The 22,266-nt window shown below is 63.4% G+C and carries 11 protein-coding genes; 3 read left to right on the top strand and 8 right to left on the bottom strand.

Annotated features, from left to right (window positions below; translation table 11 throughout):
• A complete protein-coding gene (locus tag AC1DSD_RS09370) occupies positions 1-348 on the top strand; it encodes a DoxX family protein (RefSeq protein ID WP_478029762.1) in 348 nt (115 codons plus the stop codon).
• 51 nt (positions 349-399) lie between these two features.
• On the opposite strand, the gene AC1DSD_RS09365 is transcribed toward AC1DSD_RS09370, so the two are convergent.
• Positions 400-768, bottom strand: coding sequence for a hypothetical protein (locus AC1DSD_RS09365; protein WP_478029761.1), 369 nt, complete (start codon positions 766-768; stop codon positions 400-402).
• Positions 769-1,027: 259 nt separating this feature from the next.
• Between AC1DSD_RS09365 and AC1DSD_RS09360 the strand changes: the two genes are divergently transcribed.
• Complete coding sequence (locus AC1DSD_RS09360) at positions 1,028-1,333, top strand: hypothetical protein (protein WP_478029760.1); 306 nt, start codon at positions 1,028-1,030, stop codon at positions 1,331-1,333.
• A 281-nt stretch (positions 1,334-1,614) separates the two neighbouring features.
• Here AC1DSD_RS09360 and AC1DSD_RS09355 read toward each other — a convergent pair whose 3' ends face one another.
• From AC1DSD_RS09355 to AC1DSD_RS09340, 4 genes are all read right to left on the bottom strand, one after another.
• The gene (locus AC1DSD_RS09355; protein ID WP_478029759.1) at positions 1,615-1,914 is read right to left on the bottom strand and encodes a hypothetical protein; all 300 of its coding nucleotides are present in this window, start codon (positions 1,912-1,914) and stop codon (positions 1,615-1,617) included.
• Between the two features lie 22 nt (positions 1,915-1,936).
• The gene (locus tag AC1DSD_RS09350) at positions 1,937-4,792 is read right to left on the bottom strand and encodes a M16 family metallopeptidase (RefSeq protein WP_478029758.1); all 2,856 of its coding nucleotides are present in this window, start codon (positions 4,790-4,792) and stop codon (positions 1,937-1,939) included.
• A gap of 71 nt (positions 4,793-4,863) precedes the next feature.
• The gene (locus AC1DSD_RS09345) at positions 4,864-7,002 is read right to left on the bottom strand and encodes a penicillin acylase family protein (protein WP_478029757.1); all 2,139 of its coding nucleotides are present in this window, start codon (positions 7,000-7,002) and stop codon (positions 4,864-4,866) included.
• 268 nt (positions 7,003-7,270) lie between these two features.
• Positions 7,271-9,595, bottom strand: coding sequence for a TonB-dependent receptor (locus AC1DSD_RS09340; protein WP_478029756.1), 2,325 nt, complete (start codon positions 9,593-9,595; stop codon positions 7,271-7,273).
• A gap of 216 nt (positions 9,596-9,811) precedes the next feature.
• On the opposite strand from AC1DSD_RS09340, the gene clpB reads away from it, so the two are divergent.
• Positions 9,812-12,391, top strand: a complete 2,580-nt coding sequence (clpB, locus tag AC1DSD_RS09335) for an ATP-dependent chaperone ClpB (protein ID WP_478029755.1) — start codon at positions 9,812-9,814, stop codon at positions 12,389-12,391.
• Between the two features lie 73 nt (positions 12,392-12,464).
• Here clpB and AC1DSD_RS09330 read toward each other — a convergent pair whose 3' ends face one another.
• The 3 genes from AC1DSD_RS09330 to AC1DSD_RS09320 all read right to left on the bottom strand — a co-directional run bounded on the left by AC1DSD_RS09330 (position 12,465) and on the right by AC1DSD_RS09320 (position 22,115).
• Positions 12,465-15,428, bottom strand: coding sequence for a TonB-dependent receptor plug domain-containing protein (locus AC1DSD_RS09330; RefSeq protein ID WP_478029754.1), 2,964 nt, complete (start codon positions 15,426-15,428; stop codon positions 12,465-12,467).
• Between the two features lie 273 nt (positions 15,429-15,701).
• Positions 15,702-18,815 (bottom strand): TonB-dependent receptor domain-containing protein, encoded by a 3,114-nt coding sequence (locus tag AC1DSD_RS09325; RefSeq protein WP_478029753.1) that lies wholly within the window; start codon positions 18,813-18,815, stop codon positions 15,702-15,704.
• 279 nt (positions 18,816-19,094) lie between these two features.
• A complete protein-coding gene (locus tag AC1DSD_RS09320) occupies positions 19,095-22,115 on the bottom strand; it encodes a TonB-dependent receptor domain-containing protein (RefSeq protein WP_478029752.1) in 3,021 nt (1,006 codons plus the stop codon).
• Positions 22,116-22,266 lie beyond the last annotated feature (151 nt).

Below are 22,266 nucleotides of genomic sequence, written 5' to 3'. Positions count from 1 at the left end.
ATGCTCGACCTTCTCTCGATCTGGCTGGCCGTCATCGCGTTCTTCGGTGCCGGCTTAGTCAATGCGATCGGCTTGCCCGCGACGCAGAAAAGCTTCGTCCGTTGGGGTTACCCGCGATGGTGGTGCCGCGTTACCGGCGGGTTGGAAATGGTGGTCGCGATCCTGATCGCCTTTCCTGCCACTCGAGGGACGGGCTTGGTCTTCGGCGCCGTCATCATCGCTGCTGCGGTGTTGACCGTGTTGCGTCATCGCGAATTCGCCCACCTGGCGCCTTTAGCGCTGTTCGCAACCTTGCTTATGCTGACTGAGGCCGCTTCCTCGATGCGTGGTGGTTTCCCGGCCCTCTAACGTTCTGCCATTAGAGGGCAGAGTCAGCCACTCACGCCCGGATATCAGATATCAATTGTCGCAGGCGGCATAGTCGCCCGCATCACACGCGGCCACGGCCCGGCGCCATGCGGCCATCTCCCGCTCGTACCGGGCGCGGCTGCGGCGGTACTCCGACATATCCCGCTCATGGTCTTGCGCAGCGGCAGCATAGTCGCCGTCGTCGGCCTCGTCGCGTCCGGCCCCACGCACCACCCGCCATGTCACGCCGCGCTTGAGGACTCGCGCATTTTCCTGGCGGTTCAACTGGCGGGTTATCGCGCTGTCGCGCGCCCGTGCTTCCGCGTTGCGCATCGCCGGATCGCGCGGATCGTCGGCCAAGGCGGCGGCCGGCACCATTGCGGCGACGATGGCCCCGCAGATCAACGGGCTAATCTTCATGACGCTATTCCCTCCCACACTCGGGTTAAGAATATCAGTGTGCCGGGAGGACCGACAAACCAATTGCGATGAAGCGCGCGCCGCTCGTCGTGCGCGCGGTACGGCTTGGCGCTCCGCACGGCTTCGCGACCAACGCATACCCGCGTTCATATTGTGCAACCGTTCGCGCAATCTTTGCGATTGGCATTTTGCTGCACTGCAATATGACTGGCGGTGGCGGGGATGCTGATCTGGCTTTCGACATACGAAAGGAAAGATCATGACCAAAACGTTCTTCGCTTCGGCCGCGTTGCTTCTTGTCACCGCCGCTCCCGCCTTCGCCGGCGAAAAGCCGACCGAGATCACCTTCCAGCGCGATGGTGAAACCTATACCTACACCAAGACCGAAAAGGCTGGCATGGTGATCCTCCGTGGCCGTTTCCCGACGGGAAACCGCTTCGAACTGATCGTGCGCGGAAATAAAGTAACCGGCACTGTCGATGGCGCATATGTCCCCTACAATATCTCCTACAGCATGCCCCTCGCGCCGGCGAAGCTTGGAGCGGCCGAATCGGCCGCACGCTGAATATCGCCCGGCCCCGCCGCCGGGCGGGGCCGGAAAGCGACGATATCGTCAGATCGGCACAAAGCGATTCAAGCGAATTCGGCGGGTCTCGGTAGACGGCTGAATGCGGCCATTACCTTGCCAACAATCGAGACGGCCCGGCAGCGAAAAGGCCCGCCCCCACACGGAGACGGGCCTTCTATCCAGGCAGCGGCGCGGAAGTTAATTCCGCGTCGTCGGTCGCGGCTAAGCCGCGCCGGCCGCCGGCCCGCGTCCGCTGCGCGGACCGTGGGCCAACTCCATTAGCCCACGCGCGTGCCGGTCAGCGGGAAGCTGCCGAACGCGCCGGCGGTAACCGATCCGGTGATCGTGTCGCCGTCGACCGTCGCTTCGTTGGTCAAGGTCATCGGCATCGGCACGGTGATGTTCATCGACCATTTGATCGTGTTGCCGTCGACCACGCCGTCGGTGATCTCCGCGGTGCCCATCGCGCCGACCTGAGTGCCGGTCCAGCTGCCGCCGTCCGCCTTGACCGTCAGCGTCGCCTTCTGGTCGCCCATCGGCGACTTAACGACCGTCTCGTACACGCCATCGACTGCCATCTATTCTCTCCCGTGAATTCCGTCAGCGCGCGCCCAGCGACGCCGCAGGCACGACCTCGACAGGCAGCCCGACCTTGTCAAGCTGGGGCCTGACCGTCTTGGCATCGCCGACCACGACCCAGACCACCTTCTTGGGGTCGATCGCCTGCGTGATGACGCTACGGAGTTGGGGCAAAGTCAGCGCGCGATATCGGTCGGCGATGGTCGCGTAATAATCGTCCGGCCGTTTGTAGATAAAGTTCGACACCATCGCGCCCATCACCGCACGCGAGCTCTCGAAGCTGCCCGACAGCGAGCGAGTCGCCCCGGCGATCGCGCGATCATATTCCTCCTGGGTCATCGGCTTGTCGCCGACATAGGAGGTGACGTCGCTCATCGCCGCGACGATCGAATCACCGGTGCGATCCGCCTGGACGCCCGCCGAAATGATGAAGGGCGTCGCGCCCTGCGCGCGGGAGAAACGGCCGCTGGCGCCATAGGTCCAGTGCTTGTCTTCACGCAGGTCCATGTTGATCCGGCCGAGGAAACCGCCGCCCAACCCGTCATTGGCGGTGTTGACCGGGAGCAGCTCATCGGTCCCGACCAGGCTGGTCGGGATGCCGCCATAGATCACCGATTGCGGAGAATCCGGGCGATCGACCAGCAGGATTTTCGGCGCCGCGGGCGCGACCTTGACGACATCGTTCTTGGTCCCGGCCGCGCCGTCCACGGTCCAGTCGCCAAGGGCCGTATCGAGCGCCGTCTTGACCTCATCGAGCGGGCGGTCGCTGATCACGAACAGGGTCGCCTTGTCGGGGCGCAGCCATGCCTGGCGGAAAGCGATCAAATCGTCGCGAGTCAGCTTGGCGACCGCATTGGCGTCGCCGCCACCGAACGACTTGGCGTAAGGCGATTGCGGGCCGTAGATCAGGCGGCCCATGGCGCGGCCGGCCAGAGCATTAGCGTTGGTCAGTTCCGATGCGATCCCGGCGAGCTGCTGGTTGCGCAGGCGATCGATCTCGGCGGGCGCGAACGCTGGGTTGCGCAGCACATCGGCGAACAAGGCCACCCCTGGCTTCAGGTTGGGGCTGGGCATGTCGATCGAAAAGGCCGTGCTGTCGCTGTCGATCCCGGCAGTGATGTTGGCGCCCAGCCGCTCCTGCGCTTCGGCATAATCGAGCGAATCGAGGCTGGTCGTGCCCGAGCTCATCGCCGCCAGGGTGAGTTGCTGCGTCCCGAGCGCGGTCGGCACGTCGGCGGCGACGCCGGCGTCGAAATTGGCCATGATCCGCGTCACCGGGGTCGCGGTGCGCTGCGCGTAAATCAGCGTCACGCCGTTCGCCAGCTTGGCCCGCTCCACCTTGGGGAAGGTCAGGTTGGCGATCGATCCGACGTCCGGCAGCGCGCCGCGCGTGCCCTTGGCGGCGGGTTCGTCGGCGGCTTTGACCGCGACCGGCTTGGGCACCGCCGCCTCTTCATAGGCATCGCGCGGGCCCGGCACGATGTCGACGCCATAGACCGGGCGGCGGAGCCATTTGCCGGCGACAGCCTTGACCTTGGCCGGAGTCTCGACGGCAAGCTCGGCCATCTCCTTTTTGTAATGCGCGGGATCGTCCGAATAGAGCGCGCCTTCGGCCAGGGTGACGGCCTTGCCGCCGAATCCGCCGACCGATTCCAGCCCCTTCACGCGTCCGGCGATGCTGCGCACTTGAAAGCGCTGCACTTCGTCAGCGGTTGGGCCGGTCGCCAGGAAATCGGCGACGATCCCGTCGAGCCGCTTGGCGACCGCCGCGGCGTCGACGCCCGGGCGCACATCGACATTGATCTCGAAAATGCCGACCTGGCTGAAGCTCTGATTGCCCGCGCTGACCCGCACCGCGAGCTTCTCCTTGCGCACCAGCGCGTCATAGAGCCGCGAGCTGCCGCCCCCGCCGAGCACGCCCGCCGCGACGTCGAGCCCGACGCTGTCGGGGTCGTTGAGGCCGGGCACCGCCCAGGACCGGGTGATCCGGGTGGCCGCGACGCGATCCTTCATCACTTCGTATTTCGCGGTCGGCAAAGTCGGTACCGGCGCATCGGGCAGCACCGTCTTGGGGCCCGCCGGGATGCCGCCGAAATATTTCTCGACCAGCGGCCTGGCGGCAGCGGCATCGATATCGCCGGCAAGCACCAGCACGGCGTTGTTCGGGCCGTAATGCTCCTTGAACCAGCCCTTCACGTCGGCGAGGCTGGCGCTGTCGAGATCGGCCATCGAGCCGATCGTCGAATGCTCATAGGGGTGTCCCTTGGGAAACAGGCCGGTCAGCTGGCGATATTCGAACAGGCCATAGGGCTCGTTGTCGCCCTGGCGCTTCTCGTTCTGGACGACGCCACGCTGCTCGTCGAGCACGGCCTGGGTGATCGCGCCGGTCAGATAGCCCATGCGATCGCTCTCGAGGAACAAAGCGCGCTCGAGCGCCGGGGTCGGCACCGTTTCGAAATAATTGGTACGGTCGAAATAGGTGGTGCCGTTGAAATCGGTCGCGCCGACATTCTTCAAGGGCACGAAGAAATCGCCCGGCGCATTCTCGCTGCCGTTGAACATCAGATGCTCGAACAGATGGGCGAACCCGGTCTTGCCGGCGGGCTCCATCTTCGACCCGACATTGTACCACACACTGACCGCCACCACCGGCGCCTTGCGATCGGTATGGACGATGACGCGCAAACCGTTCTTGAGCGTGAACTCGGTGAAGGGAATGTCGACCGACTTGGCGAGTACGCTGACTGGCGCGGCCGGCGGCAGCGTGGCGCGCTTGGCGGCTTTGGCGGCGGCGGGCTTGGTCTGTGCGGCGGCAAGATCGGGAATGGCGATCGCGAGCAACGCGACGCCGGAAAGCGCGAAAAGCTTGATGGTCATGGATGCCCCTGGTCGATCGGAAAGGAAAATCGGATGAAGCGAGGCTAAGTCGGCTTCGCGTCACTGGCAAGTCACGGGCGGTAGAGACGCTCGATATTTGCTTTGAGATCACGCGGATAGAACCAGACTGGTTTTAATTTGTGCGCGACGAACAAGGCCGATTGGTCGGTATAATGCGGAGAGTCGGGTCGTGTCGTCGCGGCCCCGAACGGCTGGATCGATCGCGACGAGACGCGGCCGGCTTTGTCCCATTGGACGAACATCACGAAGCTGTCGCCATGCTTGACCGCGAGCCGGCCATCAGGCGCTTCGTCCCAATTGGCGGTGGCGCGCAACACTTCGGGTCCGCCGTCGAGCGGCAGGTCGACCTTGCCCTGGCGCAACCGTATCATCGTGCCGAGCGGCGGGTCGAGCCGGCCGAACACGCGGCGGAGATAGCCGGTCGCCTCGACCAAAGTCGCGCGCGGATCGGCCTCGGGCTGGCGATTATAATGCCATTTCTGCCCCTCCTTCATCATCAGCGCACCGAGCGCGTCGGCCGGTCCCTTGCCGTCGAGCATCCAGTCCCATTGCCGCAGCAACGCCTGCGCCGCCGCCACCTGCTTGTCGCCTTTCGGATCGGCGGCGATCAGATCGGCGAACCATTTGCCGGTCCAGCCGCGATGGCTGACCCCGGTATCGAACTTGATCGCCTCGAGATCGGCCTGGCTGATCGCGGAGTTGGCGCTCATCAGTTCGAGCGCGCGGTTGTCGCGGTTGGTCGTGTCGGTCTCGATCCCCAGCAGCGGCGACCAGTCGGCCGGGTTCATCTCTGAACCCACGCCCGCCGACAGGAACGGCGTCGAATTGGCGTTGACCAGGAAACCCGATCGCGGGTTCACGTTGCGCGGCACCATCGCCCAGGGGACCGTCCCCGGCGCGTAATCGGCCGAGGTGTCGCCCGGCAGCACTTTCGAATAATCGAACCCCGGTTTCCTCTTCAGGAACGAGGCATTGTAGAAATAAGCGATGTTGCCGGCCGCGTCGGCATAGAGGAAGTTGGTCGCCGGCACGCCCTGGATCGCCATCGCGCGTTGCCAGTCGTCGAACGTCTTGGCCCGCGTGAGGCGGTAATATTGCTCGACCATCCTGAGCTGGTCAGCACCGGCATAACGGATCGCATAGGCACCCGATTTGGTCTCGACCACCGGTCCCTGCACCGCGCGATAGACCGCCTTGGGCACCGGCAAAACGAACGGTCCCCACAGTTTGACCGGCAGCCAGACCGTCTCTTTCTCGAGTGGCCGCCACTGCCCGTCGAAGCGGTAATGCGTGCCATCGCCGTCGAGCACGAGTTTGTAGGTATCGATCAGGTCCGGGCGATTGACCGTATTGGTCCAGCCCAAAGTCTCATTGTGCCCGAGCAGCGGATAAGGCGCGCCCGGCAGCATCGCCCCGGCGAAATTCCAGCCGGTCTTCGAATGGACGACGAGCTCGTACCAGGCGACCGCGCCACGCCAAGGCTGGTGCGAATTGGAGACGAGCCGGGTGAAGCCGTCCGACGATCTTTTCGGCGCGACGACAAAGGCGTTCGATCCGTTCTCGCGGCCATCGGGACCGACCGGCGTGACGTCCGGCGCGTCCGGCTGCGGCCCCGCATTTTCCTTCGGCAGCGGTTTATCGCCGACCAATGCGCCCAAGGTCGCATCGAGCCCGAAGAAGAACGGCGATCGCATCACGAAGCCGGTGGCGATGTCCTGTCCATTGACCGGGAACAGCCTGGCCAGCTTCACTTCACCCGGATGCCGCGCGGCATAGGCATTGAGGCCCGAGGCATAACCATCGAGCAGCAAGCGAACGTCGGCGGGTTGTTTCAGATAGTCGCGGTCGACCGTCTCGCGCGCATGGAGCAAGTGGAGGACGTAATCGGTCTTCGCCCCATCGGCGCCGTCGAGCGCGCCGAGCCGCCCGCGCGCCATCGCGACGACCTCTTGCAGCGTGCTGAAATCGTCCTCGGCATGGGCATAAGCGATGCCGTAAGCGACATCGGGGTCGGTCGCCCCGAAGATGTGCGGCACGCCGAACTTATCCCGCGCGATCACCGTGTCGTAACGATGCGCCGGCGGCGCCTCGGCGCGGACCGCTGTCAGTGGCTCCCAGCCCGCCAGGCCGATAGCGATTAGAACGAGCAATACGGCCAGACCCAGACCGATCCGTTTCAGAATCCTCAAATCCCCGCGCTCCCCGCCGGTGTTGTGCGGCAGATGTGGGCGAAGCGTCGGGGTTTGTCACGGGGAACAAATTCCTCTCCCTTTGGGAGAGGATGGGGCCCGCTCGGCGCAGCCGAGTGGGAAGGTGAGGGCAAATAAAGGATGGGCTGCCCTCACCCTTCCGCCGCCTCCGGCGGCTCCCTCCCTCTCCCAATGGGAGAGGGAATTAGAAGAAAAAAAGGGCGCGCCACAAGGACGCGCCCCTCCCCTTTTCACCCGAAAACCAGGTTCAGAACTTGGTCTTGAGCGTGACGAAAAATTGCTGCGGCGCCCCCACCAACAGCGTCTGGTTGTCGGCGCGATTGCCGAAGCCGTTCGACCCGATCGTGGCGATATACTTCTTGTCGAACAGATTGGTCGCATTGCCCTGCAATTCGAACTTGCGGCCGTCGATATTGAGGCGGACGCCGACCGTCGCGTCGACCAGGACGCGGCCGGGAACCGACTGATCGTTCTCGTAAGTGAAGTAGCGCTTCGACATATAATTCGCGCCGATCCGCCCGAAGAACAGCTGACCGTCATAGGTGATCTCGCCCGAGGCGATGTGCTTGGGCGCGTCGACCACCGTCTTGTCCGCGGTGTTGGCGACCAGCACGCCCTTCGCGTCGAAGACGTTATCGCGATAGGTCGAGTCGTTATACGCATAAGACGCGAACAGGCCGAAGCCGTAGGGCAGCTTGACCTGGCCCGTCGCCTCGATGCCGTACGAGCGGACCGAGCCGACATTCTGCAGGATCGCCGGATTGCCAATGATCCCGGCGCCATTGGCGAACGCGATCAGGCGGTTCTGGAAATCGATATAATAGCCCGCGATCGATCCGGTGAACGGGCCCGACCGCACCCGCGCGCCAAGCTCATAGGTGTCCGATGTCTCGGGCTTGAGATTGCCGAGATTGTTGAAGCCGATTTGGGTCGTCGCGAACGGACCGCCGGTGGCCGAGGCGACGAAGGCGCGAGTCACTTCGGTGAAGCCGCCGAACACTTCCGCCTGGCCGCCGAGCTTGTAGACGAAGCCGGCATGCGGCTGGAACCAGTCGGTGGTCTTGATCTTGCCCTGGGCCAGTCCGCCCCCGACGATCGGCGTGGCGGTGGCGCGAACGTCATAGCCCTTCCAACCGAGATTGATCGTCAGCCGGCCGAACGTCAGCTTGTCCTCGACATAATATTGCACAGTGTCGGTGTGATATTGGAAATCCCATTGCGTCGCGAACGCGTAATCCTGGAAATCCAGGCTGTCGCGAGTCGAGGCCGTCAGGCTGTCGAGCCCGTAATAGCGGCGCGCCTGGCGGAAATCGTTGCGCTCATACCAGCCGCCGACGGTCAGTTCGCCGAATGCGCCGAGATCGCCGCCGACCGAGCCGAACACGCCCTTGCGCCGAATGTCATATTCGGTGGTGCGGACCGAGATCGGCACACCCGATGGTGAGGGCACGTACGGCGTGAACCAGATGCCCTGGCCGTGGTTCGAATGGTAATAGCCCTTCAGGCTCCACTTGATCTTCGAGTCCCCGCTGCTTTCGGCGCCGAGCGAAGCGAGATAGTCGTTGCGCAGGCCCGCCGCGTCGAAATAGGCATCGTCGGCATTGGCGATCGGCGCCGGCCAGGTCGTTCCCGCCGCCGGATTGAGCTTGGGCGCGCCGGTATAGCCGGTGTTCGCGCCGACATCGGCGACCTTGACCGCCAGCGGGAAGTCGTTGCTGATATTGTCCCAGCGCCAGCCCAACCGGCGGATCATGTCGAGCGACATATCCTGATAGTCATTCTCGCGCCGCGCCGAGAAATCGAACGTGCCGACCAGCCGCACGCCGGGCGTGACCGGCGCGACGAACTTGGCGTTGACCTGGCTCTGGCGTTGCGAGCCCCAGCCCTTCCACTTGTCGGTATCGGCAAAGGCGTAGGAGACATAGGCCGACGGCCCGTTTTCGCCCAGCGTGCCGGTGTCGAGGCGGAAGAAGGCGCGAACCGCATTGTTGCTGCCATAAGTGCCGTTGGCCGTGACGCCGAACGTGTCGGTCGGGTTGGAGGAGAAGAATTCGACCGTCCCGCCGAGATTGTTGGTCGCCTGCGTCCCGATCGACCCGGCGCCCTGCGACACCCGCGTCTCGCCGATATTCTCCGAGCTGATCGCGCGGCTGATATGGAGGCCGTTGACGTTGCCGTAGCTGCCGTCGCCGAGCGGGATGCCGTCGAGCGTGAAGCCCAATTGGTTCTGGTTGAAGCCCCGGATCGAGACACGTTCCGACCATTCATAAGCGCCGAACGGGTCGGCCGACTGGAAATTCACGCCGGGCAGTTTCGAGATCGCCTTGAGCGGGCTGGTGCCGGAGGCCAGGATGTCGATATCCGCGGCGCCGATCCGCTGCACCTGGCGCGATTCCCCGCGGCCGATGACGACGATGTCGGTCGCATCGGCTGCGGCAGGCGCGCTATCGTCGGCCGCCGGTGCCGCGGCCGCGGATTTGTCGTCGGTGGCGGGCTTGTCCGCGGCTTGGGCGGCGAGCGGCCAGGACAAAGCGGTGCCGGCCAGCAGACAGGCGGATACGATGCGGATCATGAGACATTCCCTTTGGGCTACGTGGATCGTTCCCACTGGGCTCGCGCCTAGGCATGCTGCGTTGCACAATGGCGGCATTTGGGTTGCAGTCTGGAGAAAGGTCCGTGACGGACCCGTGACGATCGCAAGCCAGGGCAGTTACGAATTGTGCCGGCCAGTCTTGTGTTGCAAAGATGCAACACTAAATTCGTGGCAAGATTCGATCAGGGACCACCAATGAACCTCGAAAAATTTACCGACCGCGCCAAGGGATTCCTGCAATCCGCGCTCACCGTCGCGATCCGCATGAACCATCAGCAGATCGCTCCCGAGCATCTGTTGAAGGCGCTGCTGGAGGACGAGCAGGGACTTGCCGCGGGCTTGATTCAGAAAGCCGGCGGCGACGCGAAAAAGGCGACGAGCGAGACCGATCTCGCTTTGGCCAAGATCCCCGCCGTGTCGGGCTCCGGGGCGCAGAGTCAGCCGGGACTCAACAACGACGCGGTGCGCGTGCTCGATCAGGCCGAGCAGATCGCGCAGAAAGCGGGCGACAGCTACGTCACCGTCGAGCGGCTGCTCGTCGCGCTCGCGCTCAGCCTCAACACCGCTGCCGGCAAGGCGATCAAGGCGTCCGGCGCGACACCTGAGGGCATCAACGCGGCGATCAACGAACTACGCGGCGGGCGCACTGCCGATACTGCAGGCGCCGAGGACCGCTATGACGCGCTCAAGAAATTCGCCCGCGACCTGACGCAAGCGGCGCGCGACGGCAAGCTCGACCCGGTGATCGGTCGCGACGAGGAAATCCGCCGCACGATCCAGATCCTGGCGCGCCGCACCAAGAACAACCCAGCGCTGATCGGCGAGCCCGGCGTCGGCAAGACCGCGATCGCCGAGGGCCTGGCGCTGCGCATCGCTAATGGCGACGTGCCCGATACGCTCAAGGACCGGCGGCTGATGGCACTCGATCTCGGCTCGCTGATCGCGGGCGCCAAATATCGCGGCGAGTTCGAGGAGCGGCTGAAGGGCGTGCTCGACGAGGTGAAGGGCGCCGAGGGCGACATCATCCTGTTCATCGACGAGATGCACACGCTGATCGGCGCAGGCAAGACCGATGGCGCAATGGACGCGTCGAACCTGTTGAAGCCGGCGCTGGCGCGTGGCGAGCTGCATTGCGTCGGGGCGACCACGCTCGACGAATATCGCAAATATGTCGAGAAGGACCCGGCGCTGCAACGGCGGTTCCAGCCGGTGTTCGTCGGCGAGCCGACGGTCGAGGACACGATCTCGATTCTGCGCGGGCTCAAGGAAAAATATGAGCTGCACCACGGCGTGCGGATCACCGACGCCGCGCTGGTCGCGGCGGCGACGCTCAGCAACCGCTACATCACCGACCGTTTCCTGCCCGACAAGGCGATCGACCTGATGGACGAGGCGGCGAGCCGGATCCGCATGGAAGTCGAGTCCAAGCCGGAGGAGATCGAGACGCTCGATCGCCGTATCATCCAGCTCAAGATCGAGCGTGAGGCGCTCAAGAAGGAGACCGATGCGGCGTCGAAGGATCGCCTCGTCAACCTCGAAGGCGAACTCGCCAATCTCGAGCAGCAGTCGAGCGAGCTGACTCAGCGCTGGCAGGCCGAAAAGGACAAGATCGGCGCCGAGGCCAAGCTCAAGGAGCAACTCGACGCCGCGCGCATCGCGCTCGACCAGGCACAGCGATCGGGCGATCTCGCCAAGGCGGGCGAGCTGTCCTACGGCACCATCCCGCAGCTCGAAAAACAGCTTGAGGCGGCGCAGGGCGCGACCGTCGGCGCGATGCTGCGCGAGGAAGTCACCGCCGAGGACATTGCCGGCGTCGTCAGCCGCTGGACCGGCATCCCGGTCGACCGGATGATGGAAGGCGAGCGCGCCAAGTTGCTCCAGATGGAGCAGCAGCTCGGCAAACGTGTGATCGGCCAGGCCGATGCCGTGCGCGCCGTCTCGACCGCGGTGCGCCGTGCCCGCGCCGGGTTGCAGGATCCCAACCGTCCGCTCGGCAGCTTCCTGTTCCTCGGCCCGACCGGCGTGGGCAAAACCGAGCTGACCAAGGCGCTGGCCGAATTCCTGTTCGACGACAGCGCGGCGATGGTCCGGATCGACATGAGCGAGTTCATGGAGAAGCATTCGGTCGCCCGCCTGATCGGTGCACCGCCGGGCTATGTCGGTTATGAGGAAGGCGGCGTTCTAACCGAAGCGGTTCGCCGGCGGCCGTATCAGGTCGTGCTGTTCGACGAGGTCGAGAAGGCGCATGGCGATGTCTTCAACATCCTGCTCCAGGTGCTCGACGACGGCCGCCTGACCGACGGCCAAGGCCGCACGGTCGACTTCACCAACACGATCATCGTGCTGACCTCCAACCTCGGCAGCCAATATCTGTCGAGCCTGGGCGACGGCGAGAGCGTGTCGGCGGTCGAGCCGCAAGTGATGGAGATTGTCCGCGGGCATTTCCGCCCGGAATTCCTCAACCGGCTCGACGAGATCGTGCTGTTCCACCGGCTGGGGCAAAGCGAGATGGCGCCGATCGTCGACATCCAGGTCGAGCGCGTCGGCAAGCTGCTCGCCGACCGCAAGATCGCGATCGACCTGACCCAGGCGGCGCGCGACTGGCTCGGCCGCGTGGGCTACGACCCGGTCTATGGCGCCCGCCCGCTCAAACGCGCGGTCCAGCGTTATCTGCAGGACCCACTCGCCGATCTGATCCTGTCGGGTGAAGTCAAGGACGGCCAGACCGTCAAGGTCGATGAAGGTGACGGCAAGCTGACGCTGACGGTCGTCTGACCCACCATCACCGGACAAAAAAGGGGCCGCTCTATCGCTGGAGCGGCCCCATCGTTTTGGCTACCGGCCGGGATCAGAACTTGAAGTTCGCGCCCGCGCGGAAGTAGCGACCGACGATGCCCGTCTGGGTCCAGGTCGGATTGTAGTTGGCCGCCGCGCCGGCATAGTTGGCGGGGTTGAGCGGTGCCGACGCATCCAACACGTTGATCACGTTCACGTAGAAGGTGAACTTGTCGTTGACCTTGAACTGGGCAACCAGGTCCAGGTCGAAGAACCCCTTGGTGTGGCAGAACGTCTCACCGGGATTGTAGAGCTGGTCGGCACAGGTCGTAGCCGTGGGGCCGTTCTGATCGGTAGCGATCGTCTTGTACCCGCTGACATAATAAGCCGTGCCGGTCAGCGTGAACTTTCCGACCTCAAGGCTATTCTGCCAATTGGCGCGCCAGCGCGGCGTGCCGGCGCCCGACGACAGAATGTACGGCGCCTGGGTGCCGACATAATCGAGGACGTTCCCGTCACCACCGTCGAAGCGGTAGTAGAAGATTTCCGTCCCTTCGAGGCGGCTCGTCAGCTTCGCGCCGCCAAGCGGGATACGCGCCTCGAGCGACACGTCTACGCCCGACGTCTCGAGCGACGCCGCGTTGGCGTATGGCGAGTTGACGATCAGCACCTTGCGGATCGCGTTCGGGAACTGCGGATCCGGATCGTCCAGGACCAACGAATAGCCCGCGGGCAGCGCCTGACCCGAATAGTAATTGTCGATGGCGACACCCGACAGCGGGCCGCCCGAAATCACGTCGGTCTTGCGGATATTGTAATAGTCCGCGGTAAAGCTCAGCCACCGTGTCGGTTCGATCACCACGCCACCGGTGAAGCTACGCGACTTTTCCGGTTTCAGATTCGGGTTCGACGCGCTGTTGAAGCCGATCGAATAGGGCGACACATAAGCGTTGCCGCCGGCGCACCCATCAGGAGTCGCGACGCCGCCATGCGCAATGATCGCCGAACAAGGTGGCGTCGCAGAGGTATAGCCGATCACCGCGCCGTTCTGCGATTCCGCGAAGCTCGGCGCGCGGAAACCGCGCGAATAGGTACCGCGGATCATCAGCTGTGGGATCGGGCGGAACTTGAAGCCCGCCTTGGGCGAAAAGTTGCTGAACCCGTCCGAATAGTGGTCGTAGCGCCCCGAAAGGTTGATATCGACGGCCTTCACTACCGGGGCGTCTACTTCGAAATACGCCGAGTAGATCGTGCGCTTGCCCGACGCGGTCACGGCATTGAGGCCGAGGAACGCGTTGTTGGCGTTGGCATTCGGGTTATCGAGCGTCTCACGCCGGATCGAACCACCGACGCCGACCTGCAAGGGACCGCCGGGAAGCTGGAACAGCTCCTTGGTCAAATTGCCCTGGATCATGTACAATTCGCTCTTCGCGGTAGTGATCGCGTTGGGCGAAATGGCATCGATCACCGACTGCGGAGTCGCTGACGGGTTCACGAAATTGTAGGTGCCGTTGAGGACCGCCGAGGTCAGGCCGGCAATGTTGATATAGCCGGCATTCGTACCCTTCAGGTCGCTGCGCGCATAAGTGGCATCGACCGAGTAGGTCCAGCCGTCGCCGAACTTGCCGCTGATGCCACCGGCGACGCGATAGACGTCGTTTTCGGTGGTCGCCCGCTGGATGAGCTGCGGGAAAGCGAAGGAAAGCTGCGCATCGACGCAATCGACGCCCTCGGTGCAGCCAGCCACCGCATAGGGGTTGTTAGGATTGACCTGCCCATTGGCGAGAATGGCCGGCAGCACGAGGTTGGTGGTGTTGATCGGATTGCGCTGGCGCACGGAGAACGGCGCAGCCTCCGAATAGACCTTGCTGTGGTAATAGGTGCCGGTCAGATAGGCCTGCGCATTGCTGCCGACATTGGCGGTCAGGTGGGCGGTGGCGCCGTAGCGCGTCTGCTCGGGCTGGAGCGTGCCGTACGGAATGGTATTCTCTTCGCAATAATCGCCCGTCGCGTCGCTATGCTGAATCGTCAGGCCATTGGTCGCACAGCCCGCTGGATTGAGTATGCGGGTTGCCAGTGGATCGCCAGCACCGTCCACGAGGAACTGACCGGAGAAGATGTCACCGGGGACCATCTCCATCGCCGGCCGAACCACTGCGCTGGTCGCACCGAGACGCGTCCCGAACCCGCCGTCCGCACCGACATTGCCGTTGATGCCGCCGATCGAGCTGAGGTCGGCGGTGTTGTATGGGAACTTGCGGTTCGCCGCCGAGATCATCTCGTCGTGCTCGTATTCGCCGGTAAGGTAGATGTTGAAGCCCTGAGTCGACAGATCGCCATAGCCGTAGGTCAGCGTCAGGCGCTGTTCGCCACCGTCGCCACGTTCCGAAATACCGCCTTCGGCCGTACCCTCGAAGCCCTTGATTTCCTTGCGGGTGATGATGTTGACCACGCCGCCGATCGCGTCCGCGCCATAGGTCGACGAGGCGCCGTCCTTCAGCACCTCGATCCGGTCGATATTGCTCTTCTGGATCGAGTTGAGGTCGACGAACGAGCGCTGACCGTCATCGGCATAGGGATAGCTGGTGGTACGGATACCGTCGATCAACACGAGCGTCGAGTTGACGGTCAGACCACGCAACGACACGCCCGCACCGCCCGAGCCAAACCCATTGGCGAATGCCGACGGGATCGAACCGGAATTGTCCGCGGAGATCGACCGAATAGCATCGGCCACGTTGGTGATGCCGGCCTTTTCGAGATTCTCGTTCGTCAGCGTGGTGATCGGCGACACGGTATCCCGGTTGGAACGGAACAAAGTGCCGGTGACGACGATATCGCCGCTGCTCGCGGACTGGTCGTCCTGAGGCGCCGCGGGAGCGGGTTCGGCCACGGGCGCGGGCGCCGGGGCGGGCGTGTCCTGGGCAAAAGCGGGGGCAACGTACAACGCCGCCGACGCGCCGGCGCCGCACAGCACGAGCGCACGCCAAGCGGCGCCTCCGCGAAGCGAACGCGAAACAGTCGTGTTGATTTTCACAAGGTCTTCCCTTTGCCTGGCCCGTCCGTTCCCCCTTGCGGTGCGAGCGTCGCCAAGCCCCTGCGAACCGCCCTCCCAGGCCCGTTCGAGGCAATGGGCGGGGGATGGAACCTGTGCGGAAAGGTGTAAAGCCGGCATGGATCGCCGCGCATTGGTTTCGTTCCGGCTGTAGCAAATTGGCCACACGGCGAAGATCGACTGGAGCGCAACCAAAAATGGGGCCGCTCCATTGCTGGAGCGGCCCCGATCAACTCAGTCGATGAGAGCGAGGATCTAGAAGTCGACCTTCGCGCCGACGCGGAAGAACCGACCGGTAAAGCCCTGGCCTTCCCAGGCCACGTTGTAATTATAGCCGAGGTTGTATGACTGGCCGGGGTTGAAGTCCGGTTTCGCGCCAAGGATGTTCAGCGCGTTGGCGTACAACGTAAAGTGATCGGCGATCTTCGTGCTCGCGGTCAGATCGAGCGTGACGAAGCGCTTGGCTCGGCACTTGAAGATCGTCCCGTCGGCATAGGTGGCCGCCGAAACACCGCCATTGGCGTCGCAATCGCCCTTGATGCCACCGTAATCGATCGACGCCATGTCATAGCCGCTGGTGTAGTTCACCGTGGCGCTCAGGTATGTCTTCCCGAAATCCAGCGTGTTGGTCCAGGTGCCGCGCCACTTCGGCGCACCCGAGCACGACGTGATGTCGCACGGGCTGAGCGTGCCGTCATAACGCTGGACGCCTGTCGACAGGTTTTTCTCCAGCTTGATCAGGTATGACGCGTCGACCCGGCTGGTGAAGCTGATGCTGCTACCGATCGGGAAGCGCGCAGTACCCGAAAAGTCGAGACCCGAAGCGGTTTCAGAATCGGCGTTGACGAACGAATATTGAATGAAGCCCAGCAATGGCAACGCGTTGGGATGATCCGGATCCTTGATGCCCGGAAGCACCGTCAGGCCAGGAATGTTCACAACGCCGTTATTGGCATAATAGGCATCCTCCACACCCGAATAATCGGGGTTGGTGATCAGGCCCTTGATCTTGATGTGCCAATAATCCGCAGTGAACGAGAAGTTGCGGTTCGGCTCAATAACGATACCGCCGGTATAGGACGTCGATTTCTCCGGCTTCAGCGACGGATTCCCAACGGCGGTCAGGCCATAGGAGTAAGGCTGGGTGGCATAGGCATTGCCGCCGTGGGCGGCGATGAACGCCGGATCGCTGACCTGGGCTGTGATATAGCCGGTCGTCGGCAGACCATAAGCCTCGTTAAAGCTCGGAATGCGGAAGCCCTTCGAGAAGGTACCCCGCAGCTTGATTTCCTTGATCGGCTTGAAGATCGCGGTGAACTTCGGCGAGAAGTTCTTCTGCCCCGACGAATAGTCGTCATAGCGCCCCGAAGCGTTCAGGCTCAGCATATCCACAATCGGCGCCTCGACTTCGAAGAAGGCCGACTTGACGTTGCGGCTGCCGGTCGCACCCACGGCGTTGACGCTGTAATAGCGATCGGCCGGGTTGACCTCGTTGGCCGGGTTGGCGCTCGGGTTGGTGATCGATTCCTTGCGGTACGATACGCCGACCGCCGCCGACAATGGCCCGCCCGGAAGCTGGAACAGGTCCTTCGACAGCGTTGCCTGGGCTTGCCACAGGTTCGAGCGTGAGTTTGTGACATTGATCGGCGCGATATAATCGCGGATCGCCTGCGAGTTCAGCGATGGATTGATGAAATTGAAGCTGCCGTCGTTGATCACGTCGACCAGATGCTGGGCATAGAGGTAGTTCTTGTTGGTGATCTTCAGGTCGACCTGCGACCAGGTGAAGTCCGCCGCATAGCGCCAGTTATCGCCGAAAGAACCGTTGACGCCCGCCGACGCGCGATAGGTACGTGCATCCGACAGCGTGATACGCGGCTGGTCGTAACGGTAGTTCACCCGTGCGAACTGGCCGCTGGCGGCATAGGGATTGTTCGGGTTGAGCGTACCGTTGGCTGCCGTGCAGGCGACGGTCGTGCCACGCGGGCAGACATAGACCGGCAACAGCACCGGGCTTAGCGTGAACTGCGTACCGCCCGCTGCGGTCTGGCCAGCGAACGACAGCGGAGCAATCGACGTGTCGGTCTTCGTCTGATAGAAATTGAACATCGCATAGGCCTGCGCCCTGCTGCCCAAATTGACCGTGCCACGAATGGTCCCGCCCAAACGTTCGACTGTAGGCTGCTCTTGGAGATAACGGTTGACGTTGTCTTGCTGACACTGCTGCGCCCCGTTCGTCACCCCGGTATAGCCGACGTTGTTGAACGAGTAGCTGCCGTCGGTGTTCTGGGTGAACCTAGGCGCCGCCGACCCTTGCTGGGCGGCGTTGAGCGTGACGGATGTCAGATTTCCGCACCCTGCCCCAGGATTGGCGAGCTGCCACGGCCCCATCGCCACGGTGCCGGGCGCGAACGTGTGGCTGGTGCCGCCCGGATCCACAAAGGTTAGGGTGGTCGTATTATAAGGACGGATGGCGGGAACCATGGTCGATCCAACGCCCGGGAACGAGCCGTCGCCCTGAATGCCGTTTACCACGCCGTTGTTGAGGCAGTTCCCGGGCGCGCTGCAGATGCTGCTCAGATCAGCGCCGTTATAGGGAAACTTGCGGTCACGCGCGTAAAGCGGATCGTTCTTCTGGTACTCGACATTGGCATAGATGTTGAAGCCCTGCTCCGACAGCTTGCCATAGCCTACCGTGCCGCTCAGGCGCTGCTCGCCGGCGTCGCCATATTCCGAAATGCCAGCCGACCCGTCGAGGTGAACGCCGGTAATTTCTTTCTTTACGATGACATTGACCACGCCGGCGACGGCATCGGCGCCATAGGTCGACGACGCGCCATCCTGCAGCACTTCGATGCGATCGACGATTCCGCTGGGAATGGTGTTGAGATCGACGAAGTTACGATGGCCGTCATCCGCCAGCGGATACGGTGCGCTGCGCAGACCGTCGAACAGGGTCAGCGTGTTGCCAGTGGTCAGACCGCGCAGCGACACGGCGGTCGCGCCGGTCGCGAAATTAAAGCTGTTCCAGCTCTTGTTCATTGAGCCGGCGTTGTTCGCCGCCAGCGAATTGATCGCGTCGGCCACCGTGTTGAGGCCGCGTTTGGCCAAATCGTCCGAGGTCAAGGTCGTCAGCGGCGCGGCGGTCGCAGTCGCCGAATTGCGCAACAGCGTACCGGTAACGACGATTTCGGGCGCTGCCGCCTGATCGTCCTGCGGTGCGGGCGCGGCATCCGCCGCGGGAGCCTGGGTATCCTGGGCGAATGCCGGAGCGGCGAACAATGCCGCCGACGCGCCGGCGCCGCACAGCATCAGCGCGCGCAAGGCCGCGCTTCCGCGGAGCGAACGCGAAACAGTCGAGTTGGTCACGAGATATTCCCTTTGCCTGGCCCGTCCCTTGCCCCCATTTCAGGTTCGAGCGTTGCCAAGCCCCTACGAACCACCCTCCCAGGTACGTCCGAGGCTAATGGCGCAGGGATTAAGCTTGGCTTTCCCGCTGTAAAGCTAGGTTTGACAAGTTCGGGCGCGTTTGATCGCACCTGTAGCAAAAAGGTCACAAGGTCTGCGCGAGGCAACCGGGCCGCGCAGACAAAAGAAAAGGGCGGAGCCTCGCGGCCCCGCCCCCTTCAGTTTTCTCGTTCCGACGGATCAGAACTTGAAGTTCGCACCCGCACGGAAGGTGCGGCCGATGACGCCAGCGTAATGCCAGGTCGGCAGGTAGTTCGTACCGGAATACGAGGTCACCGCGATCGGTGCGCGCGCATTCGTGACGTTGCCGACATTGAGGTAGAAGCTGAAATCGTCGTTCACCTTAACCGTTGCATTGAGGTCGGCGTAGATGAAGCTCTTGACATAGCAATATTTCGACTGGGCCGCATCGGTCGGATACGGATAGAACTCGCCAGCCGAACCGGCGCACGAAAGGTCGATCTTACCATCCGCACCAGGGCCCAGATCGTCTGCGCCCACCTGCTTGATCCGACCCACATAATAGGTCGTAGCAGTCAGCGAGAAATTGCCGATCTGCAACGTGTTCTGCCAGTTCCCGCGGAAACGCGGAGTACCCGCACCCGACGACAGTTCGTACGGCCCGATCGTACCCGCATATTTGCGGACCACTCCGTCACCGAAATCGACATTGAAGTGCAGGATCTGGTTGACGTCCAGTCGGCTGATCAACTTCACGTCGTCGGTGATCGGAATACGCGCCTCGAGCGAGTAATCGAGACCGGCGGTCTTGAAGTAACCCGCATTGACGTAGGGCCCGTTGATCACGAGCACGCGCGGCAGAGCGTTCGGGAACAACGGGTCGATCGCGTCGGTGGCACCGCACGAATAACCCGGGATCGCGGCGACCGCAGCGCAACCGGCAGCCGCAGCGGCGGCGCCTGAAGGATACGAGTTATTGGCGACCGAATAATAGGCGCTACGCGCCGCACCGGCGTTCGGGCCTGCAACGATCACGTCCTTCTTCTTCACGTTGTAATAGTCGACCGTGAAGCTCAGCCACCGGGTCGGCTGCACGATCAGACCACCGGTGAAAGCACGCGACGTCTCCGGCTTCAGGTCTGGATTGCCCGAGAAGCCGCCGCCCACCGAGTAGGATTGCGAATAGGGGTTGGCGCTCCCGCCGTGCGCAGTGACGAAGGCCGCCGGGGGCTGGTAGGTCACGAAGCCCGGATAGCTGGACCGCGGATTGCTTTCGGCAAAGGTCGGAGCGCGGAAGCCGTTCGAGAAGGTGCCGCGAAGTGCCAGTTCCTTGATCGGCGTGAACTTGAACCCGACCTTCGGTGAGAAGTGGCTGAAGCCTTCCGAATAATGGTCGTAACGGCCCGACGCGTCGATTTCGAGTTCCTTGAGGACCGGCGCGCTGATTTCGAAATAGCCCGCCGACACTGTGTGCGCACCGAACGCCGCCGCCGTGTTGGCATAATTGGCGAGATTCGGATTGAGGCCCGGATTGTTGAGCGTTTCGCGACGGATCTGGCCGCCGACAGCGACCTGCAACGGGCCGCCCGGAAGCGTCAGCAATTCCTTGGCAATCGACGCATCGAGCGACGCGAGCGACGTATAGGCCCGGTTCGTCACGGTCGGCGAGATCAGGTTACGCACCGCCGCGTTGTTCAGGCTGGGGTTGATGAAATTGTACGCCCCAGTGTTCACTGCCTGCTTCAGGCCGGCGATGTTGATGACGCCGAACGCATTCAGCTCCATATTGTCGCGCGCGCCGACTGCTTCGACCCGGAAGCTCCAGCCGTCGCCGAACTTGCCGTTGAGGCCGATGGCGCCACGGATAACCTCGTTGCCACGCTCGGTCGCGGCCGGAATGTCGCCGAACAGGTAATAGATGCGCGCCGCATTCGCCATCGCCGTCGCCGCATCGGCACCGAGGTTGGTCGCATAGGGGTTGTTCGGATTCAGGCGACGATCCGCCGCGGTGACGCAGTCGACGCCCGCGTTGCAGACGAAATAGGGGAGTACGATGCCCGGGTTGTTCGACGCCGTGGTCGGCGCCGCACCATAAGGCTGACGCTGGCGGATCGCCGGCGGCGTGCCCTTGATGTTGACCTGGCTGTGCGAATAGCTGCCCAGCGCGTACAGTTCGATGTTGTCGCTGACGCGATAGCTGAAGCGGCCGGTGAAGGAGTATTTCTCCGAGAACGGCTGCACCTGGCTATATTCAAGCGTGTTGTTGTGGATGCATCCGATATTACCGGACGAATCGGTGTATGTGCCCTTCGTGCAGCTCCCCAGATTGAGCGTCGAATAAGCGCCGGTTGCCACAGCACCGCCCGTGAACGGATCGTTGAGGTTCGACTGGGTGGTGCGACGCACAACCGCGTTGATCGTGGCGGTGGAAAGCGAGCTGTCGGCGGTGTTCTGATCAGCCAGGCCGAGCGAGCTCAGGTCGGTGGTGTTGAACGGAAAGCCGACATCGGCGACCGAAACACGACCGTCGCGCTGATACTCACCATTGACCCAGAGGTTCCAGCCGGCCGCATCGTAATCGCCGATGCCACCCATGAGATTGGCACGATAGCGCGAGGCGTAGCCGCCCTCGGCAACGCCGCCTTCGACACCGCCCTGAAGGCCCTTGAACTGCTTGCGCAGGATGACGTTGACCACGCCGCCGATCGCGTCGGCACCGTAGGTCGACGAGGCGCCGTCCTTCAGGACTTCGACGCGCTCCACGGCGCTGAACGGGATCGAGTTCAGGTCGACATAGGCGTTGTGGCCGTCGTCGTTGAGCGGGAAGTTGGTCGAGCGCAGGCCGTCGATGAGCACGAGGGTCGACGAAACGCCGAGGCCGCGCAGCGAGACCGCCGAGCCACCGGCCGAAAAGCCGCCCTGGAAACCGGTCGGGATCGAGCCGGCGCTGTCGGCCGAAACCGAGCGAATCGCGTCAGCGACCGTGGTGATGCCGGCGCGGGAAAGGTTTTCCGTGGTCAGCACGGTGACCGGCGACGGGGTCTCGGTGTCGGTGCGGCGGAACAGCGTCCCGGTGACGACGATGTCGGGCGAGTTGTCGGTCGCCTGGTCGCCTGCGGGGGCGGGAGCCGGCGAAGCAGGCGTTTCCTGCGCCTGAGCGGGCGTCGCCAGCGCGAGCAGGCCGAGCGGAGCAGCGGCAGCAAGCAGGCGAAGCTTGGACGTCGTTCGGAAAGATACCATCGATGCGTAATCCCCATGTAGCGGGCTAGGCCCGCGCTCGTTTACCGGCGCGAATCATGAGCCCCCAATACCGTCAGACCTCTGAGCCTGTCCGGAATGAGCGACTGGTTACCGCCGATACAATCGTTGTAAAGCTGGAACGCCAAATGAT

This window comes from Sphingomonas sp. P4_D12 (assembly GCF_056401895.1).
This window is presented reverse-complemented; position numbering and strand designations above follow the sequence as displayed.